This is a genomic window from Prevotella sp. DNF00663 (assembly GCF_001553265.1).
Taxonomy (GTDB): Bacteria; Bacteroidota; Bacteroidia; order Bacteroidales; family Bacteroidaceae; genus Prevotella.
This window is the reverse complement of sequence record NZ_KQ960663.1, coordinates 39846-58894: the sequence shown is the minus strand read 5'-3', so window position 1 is coordinate 58894 and position 19049 is coordinate 39846. Positions and strand designations below refer to the sequence as shown.

The 19049-nt window shown below is 48.8% G+C and carries 19 protein-coding genes; 4 read left to right on the top strand and 15 right to left on the bottom strand.

Going from position 1 to position 19049, the window contains the following annotated elements:
• Window positions 1-5: 5 nt before the first annotated feature.
• From traK to HMPREF3034_RS11420, 11 genes are all read right to left on the bottom strand, one after another.
• Window positions 6-629, bottom strand: coding sequence for a conjugative transposon protein TraK (traK, locus tag HMPREF3034_RS11470; RefSeq protein WP_004291519.1), 624 nt, complete (start codon window positions 627-629; stop codon window positions 6-8).
• Window positions 630-660: 31 nt separating this feature from the next.
• On the bottom strand, window positions 661-1665 hold the full coding sequence (traJ, locus tag HMPREF3034_RS11465; protein WP_004291518.1) for a conjugative transposon protein TraJ: 1005 nt from the start codon (window positions 1663-1665) through the stop codon (window positions 661-663).
• Between the two features lie 3 nt (window positions 1666-1668).
• Window positions 1669-2298, bottom strand: coding sequence for a DUF4141 domain-containing protein (locus HMPREF3034_RS11460; protein ID WP_004304283.1), 630 nt, complete (start codon window positions 2296-2298; stop codon window positions 1669-1671).
• Between the two features lie 23 nt (window positions 2299-2321).
• On the bottom strand, window positions 2322-2702 hold the full coding sequence (locus HMPREF3034_RS11455) for a DUF3876 domain-containing protein (protein ID WP_004291516.1): 381 nt from the start codon (window positions 2700-2702) through the stop codon (window positions 2322-2324).
• Window positions 2703-2742: 40 nt separating this feature from the next.
• On the bottom strand, window positions 2743-5247 hold the full coding sequence (locus HMPREF3034_RS11450) for a TraG family conjugative transposon ATPase (protein WP_004291515.1): 2505 nt from the start codon (window positions 5245-5247) through the stop codon (window positions 2743-2745).
• A complete protein-coding gene (locus HMPREF3034_RS11445) occupies window positions 5244-5576 on the bottom strand; it encodes a DUF4133 domain-containing protein (protein WP_004291514.1) in 333 nt (110 codons plus the stop codon). Before HMPREF3034_RS11445 ends, HMPREF3034_RS11450 begins: the two co-directional genes overlap by 4 nt.
• 10 nt (window positions 5577-5586) lie before the next feature.
• Window positions 5587-5904, bottom strand: coding sequence for a DUF4134 domain-containing protein (locus HMPREF3034_RS11440; protein ID WP_002560983.1), 318 nt, complete (start codon window positions 5902-5904; stop codon window positions 5587-5589).
• Window positions 5905-6105: 201 nt separating this feature from the next.
• Entirely contained in the window at window positions 6106-6834 is a 729-nt protein-coding gene (locus HMPREF3034_RS11435) for a hypothetical protein (RefSeq protein ID WP_004304280.1), read from the bottom strand.
• Window positions 6835-6850: 16 nt separating this feature from the next.
• The gene (locus HMPREF3034_RS11430; protein ID WP_004291505.1) at window positions 6851-7204 is read right to left on the bottom strand and encodes a DUF3408 domain-containing protein; all 354 of its coding nucleotides are present in this window, start codon (window positions 7202-7204) and stop codon (window positions 6851-6853) included.
• Between the two features lie 2 nt (window positions 7205-7206).
• Window positions 7207-7647 (bottom strand): DUF3408 domain-containing protein, encoded by a 441-nt coding sequence (locus HMPREF3034_RS11425; protein ID WP_004291503.1) that lies wholly within the window; start codon window positions 7645-7647, stop codon window positions 7207-7209.
• 2 nt (window positions 7648-7649) lie between these two features.
• Window positions 7650-8576, bottom strand: coding sequence for a ParA family protein (locus tag HMPREF3034_RS11420; RefSeq protein WP_005783105.1), 927 nt, complete (start codon window positions 8574-8576; stop codon window positions 7650-7652).
• Between HMPREF3034_RS11420 and HMPREF3034_RS13060 the strand changes: the two genes are divergently transcribed.
• The 4 genes from HMPREF3034_RS13060 (at window position 8575) to mobC (ending at window position 12824) form a co-directional block, all read left to right on the top strand.
• A complete protein-coding gene (locus tag HMPREF3034_RS13060; protein WP_196029218.1) occupies window positions 8575-8739 on the top strand; it encodes a hypothetical protein in 165 nt (54 codons plus the stop codon). The genes HMPREF3034_RS11420 and HMPREF3034_RS13060 overlap by 2 nt on opposite strands.
• 381 nt (window positions 8740-9120) lie before the next feature.
• Window positions 9121-9549 (top strand): conjugal transfer protein MobA, encoded by a 429-nt coding sequence (gene mobA, locus HMPREF3034_RS11415; protein WP_004291488.1) that lies wholly within the window; start codon window positions 9121-9123, stop codon window positions 9547-9549.
• Window positions 9528-10775: a conjugal transfer protein MobB gene (gene mobB, locus HMPREF3034_RS11410; RefSeq protein WP_004291483.1), complete on the top strand. Its 1248-nt coding sequence runs from the start codon at window positions 9528-9530 to the stop codon at window positions 10773-10775. Before mobA ends, mobB begins: the two co-directional genes overlap by 22 nt.
• 30 nt (window positions 10776-10805) lie before the next feature.
• Window positions 10806-12824, top strand: a complete 2019-nt coding sequence (gene mobC / locus HMPREF3034_RS11405) for a conjugal transfer protein MobC (RefSeq protein ID WP_004291482.1) — start codon at window positions 10806-10808, stop codon at window positions 12822-12824.
• 131 nt (window positions 12825-12955) lie between these two features.
• Here the strand turns inward: mobC and HMPREF3034_RS11400 are convergent, their stop codons facing one another.
• From HMPREF3034_RS11400 to HMPREF3034_RS11385, 4 genes are all read right to left on the bottom strand, one after another.
• Window positions 12956-16210, bottom strand: a complete 3255-nt coding sequence (locus tag HMPREF3034_RS11400; protein WP_004291481.1) for a P-loop NTPase fold protein — start codon at window positions 16208-16210, stop codon at window positions 12956-12958.
• A gap of 16 nt (window positions 16211-16226) precedes the next feature.
• On the bottom strand, window positions 16227-17357 hold the full coding sequence (locus HMPREF3034_RS11395) for an ATP-binding protein (RefSeq protein WP_004291480.1): 1131 nt from the start codon (window positions 17355-17357) through the stop codon (window positions 16227-16229).
• A 301-nt stretch (window positions 17358-17658) separates the two neighbouring features.
• Window positions 17659-18264 carry an RteC domain-containing protein gene (locus HMPREF3034_RS11390; protein ID WP_004304269.1) on the bottom strand — a complete coding sequence of 202 codons (606 nt, stop codon included), beginning with the start codon at window positions 18262-18264 and terminating at the stop codon, window positions 17659-17661.
• A 238-nt stretch (window positions 18265-18502) separates the two neighbouring features.
• The gene (locus HMPREF3034_RS11385) at window positions 18503-18925 is read right to left on the bottom strand and encodes a dihydrofolate reductase family protein (RefSeq protein WP_004291474.1); all 423 of its coding nucleotides are present in this window, start codon (window positions 18923-18925) and stop codon (window positions 18503-18505) included.
• Window positions 18926-19049 lie beyond the last annotated feature (124 nt).

Genomic DNA, 19049 nt, shown 5'->3' with positions numbered 1-19049 from the left:
TCCTGTTACCGTTTGATAGTCTGTAAATCCTTGTTCTCAATGATGGTGAAACCCTCGATGGTAAAACCGTTCGGGTTGTCATCCGACCGCGATGCGTTCAGCAGGCGGCAGGTGGTCACGAGGCTGCGCTCGGTGACGTTGCTCTGCCGGATGATTTTCTGTGTGGCGTAGGTCACGGCACGGTAGGGATAGGCGTTGAAGTCGCACACCACGCTGTCCACCTTCAGCACTTGGTTGATGTTCCCGGCGATGATGCGGTTGTAGTACCCCTTCTCCGCGAAGTCCGAATAATAGTGGTACACGCTCTTGTCCGCCAGCAGCAAGGCACGTTTCACGTTGTGTTCAATCGCGCTTTTTTCAGGTGATAGCGTGAAGAACATCTCGTGGAAACGGCGCACATGTTCCCGTGCCTCCGCCGGGCGGTTCTGCGACAAATCCTGAGACAAGGCGAGCATCAGGCTCTTGCCGTTGTCCAGCACATAGATTTTCTCCCGTTGCTTCTCTGCGAAACGGTAGGAGTTCCACACGCTCCACACCGTCACCACGGCGCACAGCGAGAGGAAGACGATACCGAACAGGCGTATCTGCCTGAACGACGATTCGATGTTTCTAAGTGATTTGAATTCCATTTATATTTTCCAATTTATGATTGCACATTGATTATTTCAGCAATTTGCCGACACGTCCGACTGCGTTTCCTGCGGCTGCACCCGCCACGCTGCCCGCCATGCTTCCGGCTCGTCCCGCCATCTGGTTCACGTTGCGACCGTAACCGCCCATGCCTCCGGCTTGGATAATCCAGCCCGCAACGGTGGGAATGGTAAAGTAGCCGATGATGCCGATGCAGAGGAATACGATATACACCCCGTCGCTCGAATCCAGCGAGAAGTTCGGGTCTGCCTGCATCCGCTCGATGTCGTTTTGCAGCATCAGAACCTGTATCTTCGCCAGTATGGTGCTGAACATGTCCGATACCGGTAGCCACAGATAGACCTGTATATAGCGGCATATCCACTGCGTGAGCGTGTTTTGGAAACCGTCCCATACCGACAGGGCGAAGGCTATCGGACCGAGAATCGCCAGCACCACGAGAAAGAAGGTGCGGACGGTGTCTATCACGAGGGCGGCGGCTTGGAACAGCAGTTCGAGTATCTCGCGGAAGAAGTCGCGGATGCTCTTCTTCATGTTGTACATTCCCCGGTCGATATACATTCCCGCCATCGTCACCATGTCGGAGGGCGACCAGCCGAGTTCCTCCAGTTGCTTGTCAAATTCCTCGTTGGACACGAGGTAGGCGGTTTCGGGGTTGCGTACCATCGCCTCGTATTCCAGTTTGTCCTTCTGCTCCCGGTATCGGTTCATGTCCAGCGTTTCCGCCTCCAGCATCTTTGCCGTGCCCTGTACGACGGGTGAGAGGATGCTGTTTATCGTGCCCAGCACCACAGTCGGGAAGAACATGATGCACAGACCGATGGCAAAAGGACGGAGCATCGGGAATACGTCTATCGGTTCAGCTCTCGCCAGCGACTGCCATACCCGGTAGGCGACGTAGAACAGCGCACCCAGCCCGGCGATGCCTTTCGCCACACCAGCCATGTCCCCACACAGCGGCATCATCTGCTCATAAAGTGAACGTAAAATCTGATGAAGGTTGTCGAACTTCATAGGCTACCAGTATCTTTCGTTCATGTTCCCGTACAGCCCCATGATGCGGTCGAGGTCGTTCTTCTTTTTCGCACGCAGGTAACTCACGGAGATGTTCTTGTTCGTGTAGTAGCTCACGAGGTTGCGGTAACGCTTCATCTTCGAGTGGCAGCGTTCCACCACGTCCATGCGCTCCTTGTCGGTCATGGAGAGCGTGGTGATGTTCACCACGTTCCTGAGTTCCGTCAACACTTCGTTGCTTTCCTCCAGCAGTTTCGTGTAGCCGAAAGCGATTGCGGAAAGCTCTTCGGGTCTGAAATTCCCGTCACGGAGCATCCGTTGGAAACTGTTCACATAGATGTCTGTGATGTCGCCCACCATCAGGATGGTCTGCTGCACCTTGCGGGCGTCCTTGACCAGATTGTTCACCGATTTGAGGGCATCGTAATACTTCTTGCCCTGCTGATAGATTTTCACCGTCTCCTGAAAGTTGCTCACCATGTTCGTGGCGGTCTTGGAGGTATGGATGATGTTTTTGGAGGCATTGATGATGCCCTGCGCTAGATTGCCCGGATCGCTTACGACCCACTGTGCGCTTGCCCTGCCCGCGAAAAGCAGGCACAGGCAGATAATCATTGTTATTCTTGTTCTCATGTTACTTTGGATTTTAGTGGTTGTTATTCTTCGGTCGGATGTCCCGGCTGCGGCTTCACCCGCACATAGTCCCCGTTTGGCGAGAAAGTCAGCACATCCGTGGCCTCGTTGTAGGACACGTCGATGCGGAAGCCGGTGTTCATGAACAGGTTGCCGTTCTCCTCCTGCAAGAGATAGGTTTCCGGCTTGAGCTTGCGGCGCAGACCGCTACGACGGAACACCGTCACTTTGTAGGCTTCGCCCTCCTTGTAGATAAGCACGTCAGGTTTTCCCTCCACGCTCTCCCAGTTCCCGCACAGCATGTCGCGGCGGTTGTCGGCCACGTCGCAGGATTGCAGCATCATGACCGCCAATCCGATAAGGCACTTGCTGACTTGCAGCATTTTCACTTTTGGTAAATTCATACGCGTTTTTCTTTTTTGGTTGATACATTCTGTTTTTTAGTTATTCCTTGTTTCTCCGCCTTTCGGCAAGCTGCCGGATGGCGGCTTCGATGTCGTCGCCCAGCTTCTCCGCCAGACGGTAAACCTCCACTTTTTCCGTTTCCTCGGTGGTGTACGCCAGATACTCTTCCGCGCTGACCTCCGTGGCATAGACCGCCGACTGCGTGCCGCCCAAGCCTATCCACACCTCCTTGTAGAGCCGTGAAGGGTTGTTCGCCATGTTGATGGAGAGTATCTGCGACTTCTCCTTTTCCGTCAGTCCGAGCAACGCCTGTATCTGGTCGAACTTGTTCATATATTTCCTTTGGTCAAGCAGGATTTTACAATCCGAGTTGTTGATAATGCTCTCTTTGACCACCGGAGAACTGATAATGTCGTCCACCTCCTGCGTCACCACGATTGCCTCGCCGTAATATTTTCTGACCGTCTTATACATATAGCGCAGATATTCAGCCATGTTCGCCGATGAGAGGGCCTTCCAAGCCTCTTCCACGATAAGCTGTTTCCGCACGCCTTTCAGCCGCCGCATCTTGTTGATGAAGGCTTCCATGATGATGATGGTCACGACGGGGAACAGTTCGCGGTTTTCTTTAATCGAATCTATCTCGAAGACGATGAACCGCTTGCCGAGCAGGTCGATGTTCTCCGTGGAGTTGAGCAGGAAATCGTAACGCCCGCCCCGGTAATACTGCCGCATGGTGGTGAGCATGTTGTCGATGTTGAAGTCGGACTTCTCCACCTTGATGTCACGCTGTGCCAGTTCCTTGCGGTAGTCGTCACGCATATACTCGTAGAAGGTGTTGAACGACGGCACGATGCTACGGTCGGATTGGATGCGCTCAATATAGGCACTCACGGCACTGCCCAGCTCGCCGCTCTCCGTCTTTGTCACCTTGTCGTCCTCCGACTTCCAGAGCGTCAGCAACAGGGTCTTGATGCTGTCCTTCTTCTCCACGTCGAAGATGTAATCGTCGGTGTAGAACGGGTTGAAGCTGATGGGCTTATCTTCCGTGTAGGTGAAATACACACCGTCCGCTCCGCCTGTCTTGCGTCGGATCATGCCGCACAAGCCCTGATAGGAGTTTCCCGTGTCCACCAATACCACATGTGCGCCTTGCTCATAATATTGGCGCACGAGGTGGTTCATGAAGAAAGACTTGCCGCTGCCCGAAGGACCCAGCACGAACTTGTTGCGGTTGGTCGTGATACCTCGCTTCATGGGCAGGTCGGAGATGTCAAGGTGCAGCGGTTTTCCCGTGAGCCTGTCCACCATCTTGATGCCGAAGGGCGAGAGCGAGCTGCGGTAGTTGGTTTCCTCTGTGAACAGGCACACCGCCTGTTCGATGAAGGTGTGGAAACTCTCTTCCGCCGGGAAGTCCGCCGCATTGCCGGGTATCGCCGCCCAGTAGAGTGTCGGGCAGTCGATGGTGTTGTGGCGCGGCACGCATTCCATGCTTGCCAACTGGCTGCCCACGTCGTTCTTGATATGCTTCAGTTCCTCCGCATCGTCGCTCCACGCCATGACGTTGAAGTGTGCCCGTACCGAGGTCAGTCCGTAGGAATGGGCTTCGTTCAGGTATTGGTCTATCCACTCGCGGTTGATGCTGTTGCTCCTTGAATAGCGAGATAGCGACTGCATGTTACGGGCGGACTTCTCGAACTTCTGCAAGGTTTCCTCACTGTTGTCTATCAGCACATACTGGTTGTAGATATGGTTGCAGGAGAGCAGAAGCCCCACCGGGGAGGCGAATGACAGTCGGCAGTCACTCCGGTCGGTGGAGAGCTTCTCGTAACGGGTGTCGGTAGCCACCTTGCCCGGCAGGTCTTCCGCGTCGGAGAGGGTGTGCAGACACAGGCGGTTGTCGCCGATGCGCATCTCCCTTGCCGAAAGCTCGATGTCCTGCAAGGTGGTGTCACCTTCCGGCATGAGCGAGAAGTAGCGTTCAATAAGTCCCGTCTTTCCCTCAGTACCCACAATCTCATCGGTGGAGAGGCGGCGCAGCCTGACAAGCCCGCTGTCGTTCATGATGCGCTCGAACTGTTCGCAGGCTTCCAAGAACTTGGTCGTGGTTTCCCTGTCCAGCTCCTTCGGGATGATATGTCCCCGGCACAGCGTGCTGAAATTGCTCTGCATCCGGTTACGCTCCTTTGTTGTCTTGGTCAGGTAGAGGTAGCAGGTGTGTTTCAGGTACGGACGCTCGTTGAAGTGACGCTCGAAAGAGCGGCTTAAAAAGCTCATGTCGTCCTTCTGAAGCTCCGGTTTGTAGCGTTCCTTGATGAACCAGTCCTGTTTGTGGACGACGGAGTAGTCCGGCAGCACCTTGATAGCCTTGCACCAGCAACTGTGTATCGCCTCGTACTCCGCACCCGTCACGGTGTAAAGTTCCGGTAGTTCCACCTCGAAAGCCACCGTGATGTCGGCGTCCTTTGAGATGATGCAGCCATGCTCCACCGCTAAAAGTGGGAACCTGTTTTCCAGTGTTGTCATTTTCGATGTATTCCTCATTGTCTTTCTTCCTTTCGTTGTCGTTTGAACAGACGGGTTATCCGCCGCCGGTTGATAAGGTATCGGGGATGGCTCCGTGCCGCTCCTAATTTCATCAGCCCGTGTTCACCGTACCGGGCGTTCAGCGCGAAGGTCTGCCATACAAGGAGGGAGGACGATGCCGCGCCGAAGCCGATACATATCCACTGGTCGATACCGACCATGTAGAGGATGACGAACAGGACGAAGAGAGCCAGCAGACCTCCGCAGAAGATGAAGAGGTACTGTGCCTTCAAGCCCTTGAACTCTACCGGACGGCCGATACCCTTGTTGATTGGGTATTCAGCCATACATTATTTATTAAAGGAAGAATGAGCGCAGGATGGTGGCGGCAACAATCAGGAAGATGCACGCGCCGAACCACGAGGCGGCTGTCTTGCTGGTGTCGGGGTCGCCCGATGAAAACTTGCCGTACACTTTTACGCCCCCGATAAGCCCGACGACTGCACCGATGGCGTATATCAGTTTAGTTCCGGGGTCGAAATAAGAACTCACCATAGAGGTGGCTTCGTTGATGCCCGCGATGCCGTTTCCCTGCGCGAAAGCGGAGGCGGTTGCGGCGATGACAAGTGCCGCGGAGAGGATTGCTTTTCTGTTTTTCAAGATGTTCTTGTTCATAAACTGTTCTTGTTTTTTGCCGTCAAAAGGGTGGATGGTCCTTTGTCGGGCGGTTGATACTTTGTTTCTTTACTTTGGTTTTAGTGGATGCCCGTTTGTTTCCACGGACGTGGGCGTGTCCGTTGCGGATGGGGATGCGCCTTGCGTTTCCTCGCCGCGTGGGTTGATGTCATTCTTTCATGTTCATTTCTTTTATTGTTGTCATACATAGTTGCGAATGTCGAACTCCTCGATGTTGTCCGGCACGACGAACTCCTTTTCAGATTTCTTCAGCCGAATCTCGATAAGCCCCTTGATGCGGATGCCTATCTCCGAAGAGCCTTCCATCATTTTCTCGTACAACTCCGTGCCCTCCATGTCGGTGAACACCTTAGCCGCCTTTTCACGTTCCGCCTGTGTCGCGTCCGGGTTTTTGGCGGTCTTGCAGGCGTCGTCAATCTCGTCAAAGCTGCTGCCCGAAGCCCGTGGCGTGTCCGAGGCGTCCTCTTCCGGTTCGTCGTCCCCGTATCCCAGTTCCTCCGGCGGTATGCTCGTGAAGGTCTCATCGAGTTTTTCCTCCGGGACTTGTGCCGGGCGGGATGCGTTTCCCGTTTTTCCGTCGTCAAAAGTAGCCTCTTCCTCCGACAGCTCAATGCCTTTTTCAATAGTGGCGGCTTCTTGCGTCGGTATGGCAGCGGTTGTCCGGGTGGATGCCATCCTGAAACGGCTCTTGCCGATGATGTCCGCCTTTTCCGCAGGGACTTCCTCGTGTGCCGCTATGCGTTTAGCCTCATTCCCGTCCAGTGACCGCCATAATCCGACAATGCCCTTGAAGAAGCGGACAATCCGCGTGTCCATGATGCGCTCGTAAAGGAGCAGGAACAGGAACCAGAGGTTGCAGCCGACCGATACCGCCAGCAGAATGTCTGTCATGCTGATTGTGTAATTCATATCCTTCCGTTTTTGGTTAGAATACTGAATTGTAATTTCGGGCATAAAGGCTCTTTATCGCATCTTCGCACTGGTTGAAGTGGTGCGTCAGCACATGGTCGATGTAAGCGGACAGCGTAAGCCGGTCATGCCCGATTACACGGGTGATACGCATGATACGCTCGTGGTACTCCGGGCGCACATACGCCATCTTCCCCTCACGTGCCTTTACTTCCGGGTCGCGGATGAACAGGCGTTCATAGTCCTTCTCACTGCATTTGCCGCTTACCGGGACAGGCGACAGTATTTCCACACTCGCCTGCACTTGGGTAAACATACCTCCGCAGTCTTGCTGTGGTCTTTTTTCATTCGGTGTCATTTCTTTTTCCATTTTCAAATCAGATCTTCACGTTGTTTCTTGTACAGTTCGTTGATTCTCTCCTTGTGCTGTTCCAGATGCTGGCGCAGCACGGTATCCACATATCCGCCTACTGAGATTTCCCCTCCGGCGATGTCGTTCACGATTCTGAGGATCTTGCCGTGGACGTCACGGCTGATATAGACACATTGGCGGGTCTTTATCTCGTTGCGGCGCAGGAATAGCTCGTTGTAGTCCTCGTCCTGCCTTTTCCGGCGTCCACTTTCCCTCTGCGCTTTTTCCCGTGTTACGGGTTGCACAGGAGATGGTTCCGGTGCGGCGGTGTCCTCTTCGGTCGGTGCAGCTGCGGGTACTTCCTGTGCGGGGCGCAGTGTCCCGTCCTGTGTGCGCCGCCCGATGGAGGCTAACAGCAGTTCCTCGTCGATGCCTTCCGTGTTCACTTTCCTGCTGCCCATGCTCACTGCGGTCTGATGATGTCGCTTATCTCTTCGGAAAACTCCCGGATGCCACTCCCTTTCAGCAGTGCCGTGTCCATCGGGAAGATGGTGGAGCGGAAAACGCTCTTGCGCTCTTCCGAAAGGTCACGGCGGAACTTCTTGCTGTCGGGCAAGCGGGTGGAAAGTACCGGAAAGCCCATTTCGGCTATCACTTCCTCGTAGATGCCGTACAAGTCGTTCCTCTCCCTGCCGTCCACCATCGTCCAGAACAGATGCAGCCCCTTTGTTTTCGCCTGTCCGGTAGTCATCAGCCTGTCGCGGAACATCGTGACGAATTTCAGGGTACTCTCCACGACAAAGCGGTCGGCACTCAGCGGAGTGAAAATGTAGTCCATCTGCGAGAGCGTCTTTATCACGCCGTTGCTTCGGAGTGTGCCGGGCATGTCGAAGAACACCACGTCGGGTTTCACGTCCTCAGTGGCAATCATCCTCTCGGCATCGTCGAGGGCGTTCACCGCATTGCTTTTGACGATGGTGTAGGCGTTCTTTTTGATCCGGCGGAAATGGTCGCAAGCGAGAGCCTTGAAGTAGGTGCTGCTGTCGATAAGCCCCATTTCGTGTTCGCGCAGCCCGTGGATGCTGTGCTGCGGGTCGTCGCAGTCCACGACGGCGACATTGTAGCCTTTCACGTTGTGCAGGTAGCTGGCGGCAAGTGCCGTGACAGTGGATTTGCCGATGCCACCTTTCTGTGTTGCGAATGCAACGAAGATTTCCTTACTCATAGTTCCATTTATTTTAATTGTTGATGATTTGTTTTTCTGTTTCCATACGGATTTGGCTGTCGCACCATCCGCTTCCGTGACTACACACGCAGGCGGGTCGTCGCGTATCCGGTTCTGTGGTGAAGCGGTGCGTCGGACAAATGGTGATTGACGACATTGCGTCATGAAGTCATTGAATCCATACGTCACCGAATTGTCGGAGAACCGGGTTTCCGACGGTTCGGGTATCCGTTTCGGCAAGTATCCGAAGAAGCGGATTTCCGGGTATTTGAATGTTCCGTTTATCATATCTTCAAATCGTTCGTTTCTTGAATCATGCTGCAAATAAACAAGTATATTTTGGAACCTGTATCACTTCTCCGGCAAGTGGCGGCACGTTGCGCCGGTTGGCAGTCATTGACCGGGTCAAGCATCTGTCCGATACCGCTTTAAGGGCGTAACTTTGCACCCGGACAGCAGGGTTCGCCGATGACGCGCGGCCCGGAGTCCTGAAAGGTATTTTCCCAATCCGTCCCCTGACGGATTTTTATGTTCACCTGAACATAGCAAGATGTCTTTTCAGCCGCTCAAAATATTTTGAGCAGCCACGAAAAGCACTTGCCCTTGCAGGGGGCGGGCTTTCCCTCCGAAGTCGGGAAGCCTTTCAGAACTGCGGTGCTGTAATCCGAAGCGGCGGCTTATGCCGTCAATCCGCTAAATCCAAAGTAATATGAAAGAGAAAAGGAAAAGCAAATCAGGGAGAAATCCCAAACTTGATCCGGCGGTGTACCGGTACACCGTCCGTTTCAACGAGGAGGAACACAACCGTTTCCTCGCCATGTTCGGAAAATCGGGTGTCTATGCACGGTCTGTTTTCCTCAAAGCGCACTTCTTCGGGCAACCGTTCAAGGTGCTGAAGGTGGACAAGACGTTGGTGGACTATTACACCAAACTGTCGGATTTTCATGCACAATTCCGTGCCGTGGGTACGAATTACAACCAAGTCGTGAAGGAACTGAGGCTGCATTTTTCAGAGAAAAAGGCGATGGCGTTGCTCTACAAATTAGAGCAACACACCGTCGAACTCGTGAAACTGAGCCGCCGGATTGTGGAACTTTCAAGGGAAATGGAGGCAAAATGGTCGCAAAAATCAGTGTAGGAAGTTCGTTGTACGGCGCGATTGCCTACAACGGGGAGAAGATTAACGAGGCGCAGGGGCGGCTTCTCACCACCAACCGCATCTACAATGACGGTTCGGGAACGGTGGACATAGGCAAGGCGATGGAGGGTTTTCTCACCTTCCTGCCACCGCAGATGAAGATCGAGAAGCCGGTGGTGCATATCTCTCTCAACCCGCACCCGGAGGATGTGCTGACCGATATTGAGTTGCAGAATATCGCCCGCGAGTATCTGGAAAAACTCGGTTTCGGAAACCAGCCTTATCTTGTATTCAAGCACGAGGACATCGACCGCCACCACCTGCACATCGTGACGGTCAACGTGGACGAGAACGGGAAAAGGCTCAACCGGGATTTTCTCTACCGCCGCAGCGACCGTATCCGCAGGGAACTGGAACAGAAGTACGGATTGCATCCGGCAGAACGTAAAAATCAGAGATTGGATAATCCGTTGCGCAAGGTGGCCGCATCGGCAGGTGATGTGAAGAAGCAGGTAGGCAACACCGTGAAGGCTCTGAATGGGCAGTACCGTTTCCAGACGATGGGCGAATACCGTGCGCTCCTTTCCTTATATAATATGACGGTGGAGGAAGCGAGGGGCAACGTGCGCGGACGGGAGTATCACGGGCTGGTCTATTCCGTCACGGACGACAAGGGTAACAAGGTGGGCAACCCGTTCAAATCCTCGCTTTTCGGGAAGTCCGCAGGCTATGAAGCCGTACAGAAGAAGTTTGTCCGTTCCAAATCGGAAATCAAGGATAGGAAACTGGCAGACATGACGAAACGCACCGTCCTTTCCGTGCTGCAAGGCACTTATGACAAGGACAAATTTGTATCCCAACTCAAAGAGAAGGGCATCGACACCGTACTGCGCTACACAGAGGAAGGGCGCATCTATGGGGCTACCTTCATCGACCACCGCACGGGATGCGTGCTGAACGGTTCGCGCATGGGTAAGGAGCTTTCGGCGAATGCCTTGCAGGAACACTTCACCCTGCCATACGCCGGACAACCGCCGATACCGCTATCCATCCCTGTGGATGCTGCGGACAAGGCACACGGGCAGACCGCCTACGACAGTGAAGATATATCGGGCGGTATGGGCTTGCTCACTCCCGAAGGTCCGGCGGTAGATGCCGAGGAAGAGGCTTTCATCCGGGCGATGAAGCGCAAAAAGAAGAAAAAACGCAAGGGCTTGGGTATGTAATCAGAGTATCAACAATTAAAAAATCAATGTATGTCACAACAAGAAGACGATTTGAGGGCATTGGCGAAAATCATGGATTTTCTGCGTGCCGTGAGTATCATTTTAGTGGTCATGAACGTGTACTGGTTCTGCTACGAAGCCATCCGGCTGTGGGGCGTGAACATCGGCGTGGTGGACAAAATCCTTCTGAACTTCGACCGCACGGCGGGGCTGTTCCATTCCATTCTCTACACGAAGCTGTTTTCCGTCCTTTTGCTTGCCTTGTCCTGTCTGGGTACGAAGGGTGTCAAGGGTGAGAAAATCACTTGGGGGAGAATCTGGACAGCATTTGCCGTCGGGTTCGTGCTGTTTTTCCTGAACTGGTGGTTGCTGCCCCTGCCGCTGCCGCTTGAAGCGGTGACGGGACTGTATGTCCTTACCATTGGAACGGGCTATGTCTGCCTGTTGATGGGTGGTCTGTGGATGAGCCGCCTGTTGAAACACAATTTGATGGAGGATGTTTTCAACAACGAGAACGAGAGTTTCATGCAGGAAACGAGGCTTATCGAAAGCGAGTATTCGGTCAATCTGCCGACACGTTTCTATTACAGGAAACGCTGGAACAACGGTTGGATCAATGTAGTTAATCCCTTCCGTGCGTCCATCGTGTTGGGTACGCCGGGCAGCGGCAAGTCCTATGCCGTGGTAAACAATTTTATCAAGCAACAGATTGAAAAGGGCTTTAGTCAATACATCTACGATTTCAAGTATCCCGACCTATCTACTATTGCCTACAACCATTTGCTGAACCACCCGGACGGCTACAAGGTAAAGCCGAAGTTCTATGTGATCAACTTCGACGACCCGCGACGCTCTCATCGGTGCAATCCCATTCACCCGGATTTTATGGAAGATATTACGGATGCCTATGAGAGTGCCTACACAATAATGCTCAACCTCAATAAAACGTGGGTGCAAAAGCAGGGCGACTTCTTCGTGGAGTCACCTATCATTCTGTTTGCCAGTATTATCTGGTATCTCAAAATCTATCAGAACGGGAAGTTTTGCACGTTTCCCCATGCTATCGAGTTTCTGAACCGCCGTTACGAGGATATATTTCCGATACTGACCTCTTATCCGGAGCTGGAGAACTACCTTTCGCCGTTCATGGATGCGTGGCTTGGAGGGGCTGCGGAGCAGCTCATGGGTCAGATAGCGTCGGCAAAAATCCCGCTTTCGAGGATGATTTCACCGCAGCTCTACTGGGTGATGTCAGACAGCGAGTTTACGCTGGACATCAACAATCCCGAAGAGCCGAAAATCCTCTGCGTGGGTAACAATCCCGACCGTCAGAATATCTACGGTGCGGCACTCGGTCTGTATAATTCCCGTATCGTGAAGCTCATCAACAAGAAGGGGATGCTGAAGTCATCGGTCATCATCGACGAGTTGCCCACAATATACTTCAAAGGGTTGGACAATCTTATAGCTACCGCCCGAAGCAACAAGGTTGCCGTGTGTCTGGGCTTTCAGGATTTCAGCCAGTTAGTGCGTGACTACGGGGACAAAGAGGCGAAAGTGGTGATGAACACTGTCGGCAATATTTTCTCCGGTCAGGTGGTGGGGGAAACAGCCAAGACGCTCTCCGAGCGGTTCGGTAAGGTGTTGCAGAAACGGCAGTCCATCTCCATCAACCGGCAGGATGTTTCCACCTCCATCAACACGCAGATGGACGCGCTCATTCCACCGAGTAAGATTTCCGGGCTTACGCAGGGAATGTTTGTCGGTTCTGTATCCGACAACTTCAACGAGCGTATCGAGCAGAAGATTTTTCATTGCGAGATTGTGGTGGATGCCGAAAAGGTGAAACGGGAAGAAAGTGCCTACAAGAAAATTCCCGTCATTACAAACTTCACGGACGAGGACGGCAACGACCGCATGAAGGAAACGGTGCAGGCGAACTACCGGCGCATCAAGGAAGAGGTGAAGCAGATTGTGCAGGAGGAACTGGAGCGTATCAAAAACGATCCGGTGCTGTGTAAACTGCTACCAGATAATGAGACTGTCTAACAAGTCCCCAAAATTGAAAATTATCCCTATCGAAGTTTGAAGTGACCCCCAAAAGTTGGATACAATTTTTTTGGGGGGCACTTCAGTTCTGACGGGTAAAATCGTAAAATTCGGACTTGTTAGACAAATACTTACGCGGTTTCAACCTCAGGTACTGAATCTATCGAATTGACAAATTTAACCAATTGCGGATCTGAATCTTTTTGTATGAGGTTTCGGAGACTCTTTTTCAATTCATAAGCATCATCCCCTGCTGTATTTATTAAATCCATATAAAAATCTTTGTTTTGCAGAATCAATGAACGGCATGCCCCATCGGAAATTACAGGTTTCACTATTTTATCAATAACGTCTCCAGCTTGACTTTTCAAATTACCATGCGATCTAAGCCATGTTTCGAAAAATTGAAACTTTATTGCATTGATAGTCTTTTTACCGATGCAGAAATCATTTCTTATATCGGTAACTGTCGATTTAATTTTTCGTTTATCCAATCTTTCAACTATATTCTTGAAACAATTAGGGAAAGGATTCAAACTTTGAGTTCCAGAAGCAATATCCATCAGAATCTTTTTGCCAAATTCAGTCAAGTTATCTGGCAAGGATTTGATTTTAGCCAGTAAATGTTTTATTGCGACAAACCAATAATATGATGTATGTGCTGTTCTTTGGGCGTATAATGTATCAACACTTATTTCAGACAACGCTTCGAACGCTATTTTATTGATATGATCGGTCAGGACATTGCTTATTTTAGTGGTCAAATCGTAAAAAGATGCGTCAGGAATTACATCTTTAATATTGTTCTTAGTGATATACTTATCCAAATCGGTATTCCACTCTGCTAAATGCTCGATAAATACCTCATCCGTTACACCTATTCTGTTCTTAATATCTTCAAATTGGGGCAATATGTCTGAGAGCAATAATTTATAGCCAAGTTTATGATTTACCATGTATTGTAGTGTTTCATTTAATAGCGGTATATTCCATCCCACACTATTTACTAATAAGTCTCCATGATCCACATAATAGTCCATGAGTTCTGCAACATATTTTATATCTCCACCCTCTATTAAGGAAACGGAATGACCATGTGCCAATTGCATGGCGACTAAATCGTAATATCCAGACTCTTTAATGTTTCGGCCATCAGTTTCTAATTCAGAATGCAACTGATTTATGTAGGTTGAATCTAACGTTACAGGTAAAGGTCTTTCTTCGTCAGATGCCAATAAACGATAGGTTGTAAATATAGCCCCTATATTATCTTTATTTACATTCTGTTCATCAATGCAATTCGTGATCGCTTGCAAAAGCGTTGGAAACGTATAGGTAGAATTATCTTTTAACGTTTTTACAATATCTGCATGGTCGAAATTATCGGGTAGTAAGTTTGCCAAATAATTATCGAGCGCCTCCGAATTTGTTGCTACTTGATAATATTTATATGCTTTAGTTGTCGCGTTATCCCGATAGGCAGCATCTGTTGCATTTGCAGCTTGAATATAATCGATAAATGTATTTGGCTTGACTGTTTTTGCTTCAATCAATGACGTAAAATCGCACGCCAACTTATTTTGCGCAATAAACCTGTCTATTGCATCTAACGTTTTGAAATAGTCGCCGCCATTGAAGTCATTGAACCGAACTATCTTCTTATATAATTGAGCAATCACATGGTTTTGGCTTTCCGTGTCTAAATGCAACAGCAGTTCTTGGTATTCGACAGGGAACACCTGCTTCTCTATGGATTCTTTTAATTTCAATTGTGCTATTCTTTGCCATACACGCAGAATAACATCGCTCTTTCGAGTTAATTTATGCAAACAATGTATAATCTTATCGATAAGCGCATTGTCCATACATTGTATAACTTCTTCTAATACAGTGTCAAATTGTTTATTAGTCTCTGCATATTGATTTATGTCGTGGTCTTCTTCTCCGTTGATGCAGCCTTCAATATATTTTTTCAATGGAATTTGTCGAGCATCTTCAACATCGACACCATATACCAAAGCTGCAATTTCGCGTTGTGTTTGCAGATCATTGTTAATTATTGTTTGAATGCCATTCAGATAGTCGCCGGACAATATTTGTTCTACTGGATTTGCCAGAATATCCGTCTTCTTCAAACAGAACAATGCTATGTTTATCATCAAAATTTCGTTACACCACTCTTGTTTAAGAGCGACCATCTCATTGATATATGATATAATTTCCCTAACATTGGCATTAGGATTTACCAATCTGAATATCCGATTTATAGTTTCTTTCGCTTCATTTTCTGTTTCTCCAAATGCTTCAACAAACAGTTTGTTGAATATACTTCGATAGTCGGTAATAACAGGAGGAGCAACACGATAAACAATAGGGAAAGTTTTATTGATAAAATACTTGGTCAGTTGTTTCGTTTGTTCGTCGGTCTCATCTCCGAATGCACAAGCTAAATGTGTTTCATCGAAAGGAATAACAGCCCAAACATTTTCAAAACCGCTATCGGCGAAGAACGTATGGATAGAAGACCATAATTCTTTTACTTTTTCAGCGGGGAGACGATCCATGTTGTCAAAAACAAGGACTAATTTACGTTGTCCTTTTTCCTTGATAAAATCAGAAATGTCTTGCATCCATGTTTTGAACTCGTAAACCGTTGGTTCGTCTTCGCTCAAAGTCTCATAGCAAACGTCCTTTTCGACTTTATCTTGATAAATAGCTAACATATAACTCCATCCATATTTATGATCTTTGCTATATGCCCATTTCCAAACGCACAATGCAATAAGAACTGGCAGTGCAGCTATGATAATAGACAATAAAGAAAACCACCATGTTGTGGGTGTAGGTTTTACTGCATACGCAATAAATGTAAATATCGGAGTTAAAACTGCAACCAAAAATGCCGCAACCATACCATTACTGATAAGGGGATATTTTTCGGTTACGGTCTCCGTTTTACGGGCTAATAAATATTTCAGCTTTTCAGACCATGATACGGTTTTCGTACCTCCACCTTTGACTTTTATTGTTGCATTTCCAGATAGGATACCATCATCAATAAGTTTGCTTGTAAGCAATTCCAATATAGAGCGGCGTTGCAAGTCCTCTTGATGTCCCCATGCGTCATACTCAAAAAAGTAATAGTCGTCTGATAATTCACGTTCCAACATTTTAACCACGTTGGATTTTCCAGATCCCCAAATACCTTCGATGCCGATAATTCGAGGTAAAGTACATTCCTCATCCAATGAATCATTCTGACAAAAATGGCGAGCAATAGTTTTTGCCAACCTTTCTTGCGAACCTCCATCGAATTTGTCAATACCACACGGTTTATTTTGGATAAACCGCGGATATTGCTGTTTGGATTGTAGTTTTGTTTCCATATACGTAATTTATTGATTATACGAACTCCAAATAATTCTCCCGATTTACCACATGAAACTCGGCATAGGGATAGGCTTCTTGGAAGGCTTTCGGTGCGGCCGGCATTTTATTTCCCCACTTGAACTCCAAGGCGGTAAGACTGTCGGCACTCTCCTCAATCAGGTCGATTTCCTGTTTGTCGTAGGTGCGCCAGAAATAGAACTCCCTGTGCAGTCCCTCATTGAAGTTCGCTTTGCGCCGCTCTCCGATGATGTAGTTCTCCCACAGCGCACCGACATCCTGCCGAATGGCCAGCGGTGAGAAAGCCCCGATAATGGCATTGCGAATGCCGTTGTCGTAGAAGTACCACTTGCCAGCTTTTGTAACCTCCTTGCGTAGGTTACGCGAATAAGCCCCCAGACGATAGATAACGAAGACCTTTTCCAATAGGTCGAGGTATTTTTCAACGGTCGTCTTGCTCATGCCGAGTTGTTTACCTAACTCTTCGTAAGAAACTTCGCTGCCCAACTGAAAAGCTATCAATCGCAGTAGATCGCGCATCTTGCTCGAATTTTTTAAGCCGTCAATTGCTAAGATATCTTTAAGCAGGTATGCACCGACAATATCACGTAGGTAGTCTGTTTTACGTTCATAGTTCTCCATCATTACTACTTCGGGATAGGAACCGTAAATCAAGCGCGCTTCGAGGTTCTGGCGGGTTTCAAGTGCCGTTTCCGTCTGTGCGATTTCCCGTTGCGAGAATGGTGTAAGGAGAAATTGCGTACTGCGGCCGACCAACGGTTCACCAGTCTTATTCAGCAAATCGAATGACGAAGAACCACTTGCCAAGACACTTATTCCCGGTATTTCATCAACTATCAACTTCAGAATACTACCGATTTGTGGTATGTTCTGTGCCTCATCAATAGCCAGCAAATCAATACCATCCAATAAATGCCGATAATTGGCTATTGAGCGATTCTCCAATAGTGCTAATGTGTCGTAGTCTTCGCCGTTGAGCATCATCGTCCTACCTGAATAGTTGTCCACAATTTTACGCATCATTACCGTTTTACCAACACGGCGAGCACCAAAAATCAGTACTGCTTTATTGGGCGCGATTCGTGCTGTAATCTTCTCTTGAAGTATTCTATTTACTGTTTCCATACCTTATAAAATATAATGCAAAGATAATCATATTTTTTTAATTGGCGAATTTTACAAAAAAAACGGGCTATTAAATGGCGATTTTTACAACCACAATCTTATGGAAGTTGTTTCATTGTTTTTAGTAATGATATATGTTCATACTATGATGACTCAATAATTTACCAGACATACGTTTCTGAAATTTGTCCTTATAGGAATGAAAAACTCACATATATTGTGCTAATTAATATATAATTAAATGAAAATAAAAAGACAGGATACGAGTATTCCTGTCTTCTCATATGTAATGGATATTTTTTTATTTTCTCATCCGCTCCAACTCCTCATCACGCAACATTCTCTCGTTCAGTTTTTCCTGCATCCTGTCAATGAAATAGGTGCGGCTTTCGTTCTTCCGGCGTTTGATATCAGTGTAGAAGCGGTAGCAGTCTTTAGAATCAACCCCGAATATCTTATAGAGAAGTGGGGCGAGCTGTTTGAGCGGCATATTGCCGTTGTTGATGCAGCCCATCACGTCTATGCCGTAGATAAGTTCCACGAGGTCGATGGCATTGCCCGTCCATTGAAGAAGGCTGGCGGTGGTTTCTGTTGCGTTGTTGGCGGATATTAGTGGTGGCACTTGGGGCGTGGCAAGGAATTTCTGCATCTTTCTTACGAAAGACAGAGCCTTGCTGACGTAGGCGGCAATCTCTCTTTTTTCTTCTGACAGATTACGTACGGGATGGTGCTGCAACTCGATTTCGATGTAGGCAAGCGCGATGACGGTAAGGTTCATGTCCATGCCGCCGTTGCACAGTTCGATCACTTGGGTGGCGAAAGCCGTGTATGCCGTTTCCATATTGCAGTCGCCGGCTTCGTTTATCAGGCGGAAAAAGTCGGTTTCCGCCAGCAAGAAATAATTCATGGTTCTGTCAATTTTGAAAATTACACTTTGTTTTCTGCGTGCGCACATGAATATAATTGGCAAAAAACGCGGCAGAAAATAAAAAATCCAACACTCAATTTTACAAAGTGCTGGATTTCAGAGGTATAAAATTCAGTATTTTTTCACAAGGACAAATTATCTCCGACTTAAATTGTTTGTAATCGGAACATTTATTCTATTCCTGAAAATAGAAATGTATGCTTGCCGCACATTTTGGCTATCTTGCTTTTTTATCAAGGATATAGATAATGCGACATACACCGTTGGGATAGCTTTTCAAAGAGGAAAGCGTCCAGTGTTGCTCTGGCAGAGCCGACTTAAAAAAATGTCGTCCGCTTCCGGATATGAAAGGAACGGTGTATAGTATGATTTCATCCACAGCGTGCATCCGCAGCAGTCCGTTTATATAGTCTGCCGTGTCCGGTGTGGCTTCCGCGAGGTAACGGATGTTTGTGCAGTCTTTTCTCCATTCGTGCAGCATTGAAATGGAATAGTCCGGTGTCACACGGTAAAAGGCTTTCTTCCTGATTTCATCAAGACCGCAACGGTCAAGGCACAAATCCTGATGTGCTTTATCATATAACTCTGAAGAAAGACATCCGTCCATCGTCAGTACGGCGAGAATCTGAACTTTACCCATAATCGTTTCCTTTCGTTAGGCAAGGGTAAAAAAGTAGCGTGCAATTCACACTACCTTCAAGCGATGGCTCTGGTAAAGCCTTTACGGAGAGTACGTGAATGCACGCTATGCGTAAGCATAGCAT

Coding starts and splice junctions, on each gene's coding strand:
- traK (WP_004291519.1), bottom strand. CDS start 629: ATGGAATTCAAATCACTTAGAAACATCGAATCGTCGTTCAGGCAGATA.
- traJ (WP_004291518.1), bottom strand. CDS start 1,665: ATGAAGTTCGACAACCTTCATCAGATTTTACGTTCACTTTATGAGCAG.
- HMPREF3034_RS11460 (WP_004304283.1), bottom strand. CDS start 2,298: ATGAGAACAAGAATAACAATGATTATCTGCCTGTGCCTGCTTTTCGCG.
- HMPREF3034_RS11455 (WP_004291516.1), bottom strand. CDS start 2,702: ATGAATTTACCAAAAGTGAAAATGCTGCAAGTCAGCAAGTGCCTTATC.
- HMPREF3034_RS11450 (WP_004291515.1), bottom strand. CDS start 5,247: ATGAGGAATACATCGAAAATGACAACACTGGAAAACAGGTTCCCACTT.
- HMPREF3034_RS11445 (WP_004291514.1), bottom strand. CDS start 5,576: ATGGCTGAATACCCAATCAACAAGGGTATCGGCCGTCCGGTAGAGTTC.
- HMPREF3034_RS11440 (WP_002560983.1), bottom strand. CDS start 5,904: ATGAACAAGAACATCTTGAAAAACAGAAAAGCAATCCTCTCCGCGGCA.
- HMPREF3034_RS11435 (WP_004304280.1), bottom strand. CDS start 6,834: ATGAATTACACAATCAGCATGACAGACATTCTGCTGGCGGTATCGGTC.
- HMPREF3034_RS11430 (WP_004291505.1), bottom strand. CDS start 7,204: ATGGAAAAAGAAATGACACCGAATGAAAAAAGACCACAGCAAGACTGC.
- HMPREF3034_RS11425 (WP_004291503.1), bottom strand. CDS start 7,647: ATGGGCAGCAGGAAAGTGAACACGGAAGGCATCGACGAGGAACTGCTG.
- HMPREF3034_RS13060 (WP_196029218.1), top strand. CDS start 8,575: ATGAAGTCATTGAATCCATACGTCACCGAATTGTCGGAGAACCGGGTT.
- HMPREF3034_RS11420 (WP_005783105.1), bottom strand. CDS start 8,576: ATGACGCAATGTCGTCAATCACCATTTGTCCGACGCACCGCTTCACCA.
- mobA (WP_004291488.1), top strand. CDS start 9,121: ATGAAAGAGAAAAGGAAAAGCAAATCAGGGAGAAATCCCAAACTTGAT.
- mobB (WP_004291483.1), top strand. CDS start 9,528: ATGGTCGCAAAAATCAGTGTAGGAAGTTCGTTGTACGGCGCGATTGCC.
- mobC (WP_004291482.1), top strand. CDS start 10,806: ATGTCACAACAAGAAGACGATTTGAGGGCATTGGCGAAAATCATGGAT.
- HMPREF3034_RS11400 (WP_004291481.1), bottom strand. CDS start 16,210: ATGGAAACAAAACTACAATCCAAACAGCAATATCCGCGGTTTATCCAA.
- HMPREF3034_RS11395 (WP_004291480.1), bottom strand. CDS start 17,357: ATGGAAACAGTAAATAGAATACTTCAAGAGAAGATTACAGCACGAATC.
- HMPREF3034_RS11390 (WP_004304269.1), bottom strand. CDS start 18,264: ATGAATTATTTCTTGCTGGCGGAAACCGACTTTTTCCGCCTGATAAAC.
- HMPREF3034_RS11385 (WP_004291474.1), bottom strand. CDS start 18,925: ATGGGTAAAGTTCAGATTCTCGCCGTACTGACGATGGACGGATGTCTT.